At 37.1% G+C, this 5,250-nt stretch carries 2 protein-coding genes and 1 pseudogene; all 3 read left to right on the top strand.

The features are described from left to right. Positions 1 to 225: pseudogene (locus tag DWY55_RS22155) on the top strand (arylsulfatase); the annotation flags it as partial. A gap of 31 nt (positions 226 to 256) precedes the next feature. Then, complete coding sequence (locus DWY55_RS21585) at positions 257 to 3,355, top strand: SusC/RagA family TonB-linked outer membrane protein (RefSeq protein WP_120178396.1); 3,099 nt, start codon at positions 257 to 259, stop codon at positions 3,353 to 3,355. 13 nt (positions 3,356 to 3,368) lie between these two features. After that, a complete protein-coding gene (locus DWY55_RS21580) occupies positions 3,369 to 5,090 on the top strand; it encodes a RagB/SusD family nutrient uptake outer membrane protein (protein ID WP_120178394.1) in 1,722 nt (573 codons plus the stop codon). The last annotated feature ends 160 nt before the right edge of the window (positions 5,091 to 5,250 follow it).

Below are 5,250 nucleotides of genomic sequence, written 5' to 3'. Positions count from 1 at the left end.
GATCATGCCTTTGGCGGTGCTGCTGTATTCCAGTTGACCCATCAGGTGAACAGTGATATTGAGAATGCGGAAGTAAAACCGGATGCCCCCAAAGGACAATTGTACAATCTTAAGAAGGATCCATATCAGACTACCAATCTTTATAACAAATATCCGAAAATGGTAAAGAAATTGGCCAAATTGCTGGATGAGAAGGTAAACATAGAGAAAAAAACGAGAAAATAACCTTTTGTATAATTAATAATGTATCAATTTTATGAAAAATGCAATTAAAAGGAAAGCATGGATTTTATTGATGTTTTTAGCTTGCTCTGTGATATCCATGCAGGCTGAAAAAAGAGAAGTGTTACAAAAGCGCATACTGACCGGAGTGGTGTTGGATGAAAAAGGCATGCCTGCAATCGGTGTCAATGTTTTGGTCAAGGGTACCACTATCGGTGTTGCCACGGATATAGATGGAAAATACAAAATCGAGATCCCACAAGGAAACCGGACTATTATTTTCTCATATATCGGTTATCAAACGGAAGAAATTCCTTATAGAGGACAAACATCCTTAAATATTGATTTAAAACCAGACTCAGAATTACTAGATGATGTAGTAGTCGTTGGATACGGAGTACAAAAGAAGATAAACTTAACAGGAGCAGTAGGCTCAATTGAAGGTGATAAACTGGCTTCAAAAGCTGTGGGAAGCGTTACTTCAGCGCTGGCCGGGCTGGTTCCGGGATTAAAGGTCATGAACAGAGGAGGTAAACCTGGAAATGATGGTGCTGAATTAAATATTCGCGGTTTCGGATCTCCATTAGTACTCGTCGATGGTATCGAACAAGATTTTGGGTACATGGATCCTAATGAAATTGAGAATATTTCGATATTGAAAGATGCCTCAGCAGCGGTATATGGAGCACGTGCAGCCAACGGTGTTATCCTTGTTACAACTAAAAGAGGCAAGAAAAGCGCACCTAAATTCAATGTGAATTTCAATGCCGGTTTTTCGGCACCTACACGTATCATTAAGATGGCAAGTTCGGGATTATATGCCGAACTGACCAATGAAGCCAATGCAGTTGATGGTGCCCAACCGACTTATTCGCCTGAAGAAATAGCCAAATATTATGATGGAACCGACCCGCGATACCCCAATACAGACTGGCGAAAAGAAACCTTGAAAAGTTTTTCTCCCAAATATGACATAAATATGAATGTAAGAGGCGGTGGAGAAAAGGTTTCTTACTTCTTATCTCTTGGCTATTTAAATCAGCAAAGTTTGCTACGGTCAAACGATATGAATTTTAATAGAGTGAGTTTCCGTTCCAACATTGATGCACAAATCAATTCTGTTCTCCGCCTTTCTGCAGACTTTAGTGGCAGACTGGAATATCGTGAACGACCGGGACGAGACATGCCGGTTATTATGCAGGCTATTCAAGCGGCAAAACCTACTGTGTCGGCTTACTATCCGGACCGTTCTAAACCGACTTATCCCGGATATGATGCAAGTTGGGCAAATCCATTACCCATTTCAGAACGTGATTATTCCGGTTATGAAGATACAGATTTCAGCTCCGTAAGAGGAACACTCTCAATTAATCTCAATTTTAACAAATGGATTAAAGGCTTATCGGCAGATGGTAAGTTTGACTATAGATTAAATAACAACTTTACCAAAACTTTCAATACCACATTCGATTATCACGATTATAATTACGATACTGGTGAATATACGGTCGCCACTCAATTTAATAGTGGAAAAAACTCCCTGAGAGAAGCGTATGCTAAAGATTGGTTATGGTATTCCATGTTTAAATTAAACTATGATCGGATTTTTGCAAAAAAACATCATATTACCGCCTTAGCCCTGATAGAAGCACAAGCCAGTAAAAATGATAACTTTTTTGCTTATCGCGAAGGATTTATTTCAACAGAAGTGGATGAGATGTTTGCCGGTTCGGATGAAAACAAAAATAATGGTGGTAAGGCTTCGGAGGGAGGTCGTATGTCGTATGTCTTTAAATTAGGATATAGTTATGATAGTAAATATTTATTTGATTTTGTTGGTCGTGTTGATGGTTCCGCTAAATTTTACGAAGATAACAGATGGGGATTTTTTCCAGGTGTTTCCGCTGCATGGAGAATTAGTGAAGAAGCCTTCTTCAAAAACAAATTTAGTAATGTTGACAATTTGAAGTTGCGTCTTTCAGTAGGACAAGCCGGTGATGAAGCAAATGTAGATTTTAATTACTTAACCGGTTACATTTTTGGAAACAACTATATTTTTGATAGCGGTGGAACAATTAGCAAAGGGTTAAAATCAAAAGGATTGGCCAATAAAAATGCACGTTGGGCAGAAACGACAACCTATAATTTAGGTATCGACTATTCTATCTATAATCGTAAATTCTATGCGGAATTTGATATATTCTACCGTTTGAAATCAAAAATGCTTGCTACACGTGCACAAAGTCTACCAAGTACTTTCGGCGCATCATTGCCTGAAGAAAATATCAATAAACAAGATACCCGTGGTTTTGAATTGATGTTAGGACATGCTAATAAAATAGGAAACTTAATTTATAACATAAAAGCAAATGTATCATGGGCACGCTCTAAATGGGTGCATTATGACGAGGTAGAGCGTACAGATCCGGAACAACAGCATCGATACGACCTCACTGGAAAATGGACTAACATTGCATGGGGATATGAAGCTGACGGATTATTCTCTTCGCAAGAAGAAATTGATGGTTGGGCAGACATTACAAACGGTGCGCATAACAATGTAATTCGTCCCGGAGATATTCGTTATGTGGATCAAAATAAAGATGGAGTTATCAATTGGAAAGACGAAATACAGATAGGTAAAAATGCCAATCCCGAAATCTTTTTTGGACTGAATGGAGACTTCACTTATAAAAACTGGTCATTAAACATGCTGTTTCAAGGAGCAACTAATTACTCGGTATTCAACAGCGACCAATTTGTCTTTCCTTTCGGAAATAATCTGGTTCCATACGAATTTTGGAAAGATAGGTGGACAGAAGAAAACCCTAATCCGAATGCGAAGTTACCTCGCTCAAGATTTTCATTAGGTCATCCTAATGGATATACCTCAACTTTTTGGGTGTTGAAAAATGCTTATTATGTTCGATTAAAGAATATCGAATTAAGTTATACATTTCCTAATAGTTGGACTAAGAAAGTGGGAATCAATAATTTGAGACTCTATTTAATTGGGAACAACTTATTGACTATTACAAATGTGAAACATAAAGATCCGGAATCAAACACAACAAGTGGATGGTATTATCCACAAGTGAAGACATATACAGCCGGAGTTAGTCTTAACTTTTAAAATAAAGAAGATTATGAAACTAAAATATATAAAATTCGCATTCTTTGCAATACTTCTAAATTCTTGTGATGTATTGAATAAAGAGCCAATAGATATTATTTCTGACGCAACAGTCTGGAAAGATGAAAATTTAGCTGATGCAAACCTAACTCACCTATACGGGGTTACAAATGTTAATAGTGTATTTGATCTACATTCAAGGCTCAATGTCATAACAGATGAAGCACGCGAATGTTTTGGATGGGGTTCTCTTTTAAATACGTTTACTCAAGGAATTATAACTCCGGACAACATATCAAACAGAGACTATATAGGCTACTGGGATTATAATATAATTCGAGGATATAATGAGTTTTTATTTAATATGGAAAATAGTGAATTCAATGAAGAATTCAAAAATCAACGAATGTCCGAATGTCGATTTTTACGAGCATTACACTATTTCAATCTTGCTATGAGACTGGGGGGGGTACCCATTATTACTCTTCCACAACAACTTGAAGAAGGAGATTTATATCCTGCCAGAAATACAGAGAAAGAAGTATATGAATTTGTCCGTAAAGAGCTTGATGAAATCATAGAATTATTGCCTCCCTCCTATAATACAGCAAATAAAGGTAGAGTCAGCCGGTTTGCTGCATTAGCATTAAAAAGTCGTGCAATGCTATATGCAGGAAGTATTGCCAAATATTCTGAAGTTGATATGGACGGAATCTTAGGGGTTCCGGCATCCGATGCAAACTTTTATTTTGAAGAATCTTACAAGGCCTCCAAAAGAATATTGTCTGAAGGTGGATTCAGTTTATATAAAAAGTATGACGACAAAAGTAAAAATTATCAGTATATATTTTTAGACAAAGACAATGTAGAAATAATATGGGCAAAAAAGTGGGTACAAAAAGATTTAGGACATGATTATGATTATAACAATCAGCCGATATCCTACAAACCCTTTGTGGCCAGTTGCACCAACCCCACATTAGAAATGGTAGATGCTTATGAATTTATTGATGGAACTCCCGGCAGCGCCATCAACTATAACCAGGAAATCGACACTAAAGAATTGTATAAAAACAAGGATCCTCGTTTTCATGCTACAATACTATACAATCAAGCTTTTTGGATAGATGCACCCGTAGAAACACATTACTTTACGATCAATAGCAATATAGCCACTGATAAGCGAGACAATACATTATTCGGTAGAGGAAAAGATGTAAATAATACAGCTGCAGGTGCCACTCAAACCGGATTTTGCATAAAGAAATATTTAAAAGAAGAACGTGGAATCCCAACGGGATTAATGTCAGATACAGATTTAGTTATTTATCGCCTAGGTGAAGTCTATTTAAACCTGGCAGAAGCAGCTTTTGAACTTGATAAAGTGGATGAAGCAAAAAATGCGGTCAATGAAATTAGAAGAAGAGCAGGAATGCCTGAACATAATGCCATTGATATGGAAAAAATCCGCCATGAACGAAGAATTGAATTAGCCTTTGAAGGGATTCGTTTTTGGGATCTACGCAGATGGCGTACTGCTCATACGCAGCTTACCGGTGCTTTCCACAAATTGACAGCCTATTATATAAAAGAACGTGATACATTCGGCTATTTAGTAGAAAACTGTCAAGGAAATGTAAAAAGGCTGTTTGCAAAACACCATTATTATGTTCCGTTGGAACGTAAACATGTTACAGAAAATCCGAACTTAAAACAAAATCCGGGATACAACTAACTATGTCTAATTATAATTATTTGAAAATGAAGAAGTTTTATTTATGCCTTATTGGCTTTTTATTGGGAATTTCTCCAGTTTTTGCGCAGACCAATATGTCCAGTGAAATGTATGACCTTGCCAAGATGAAGGAAGGCTTGCGCAACCGCCGTGTCAGCAG

The sequence above is a fragment of the Bacteroides sp. AF25-38AC genome, from assembly GCF_003602995.1.
Taxonomy (GTDB): Bacteria; Bacteroidota; Bacteroidia; order Bacteroidales; family Bacteroidaceae; genus Bacteroides; species Bacteroides uniformis.
Note: the sequence above shows the minus strand (reverse complement) of the source record. Positions and strands in the feature narration are given on the sequence as shown.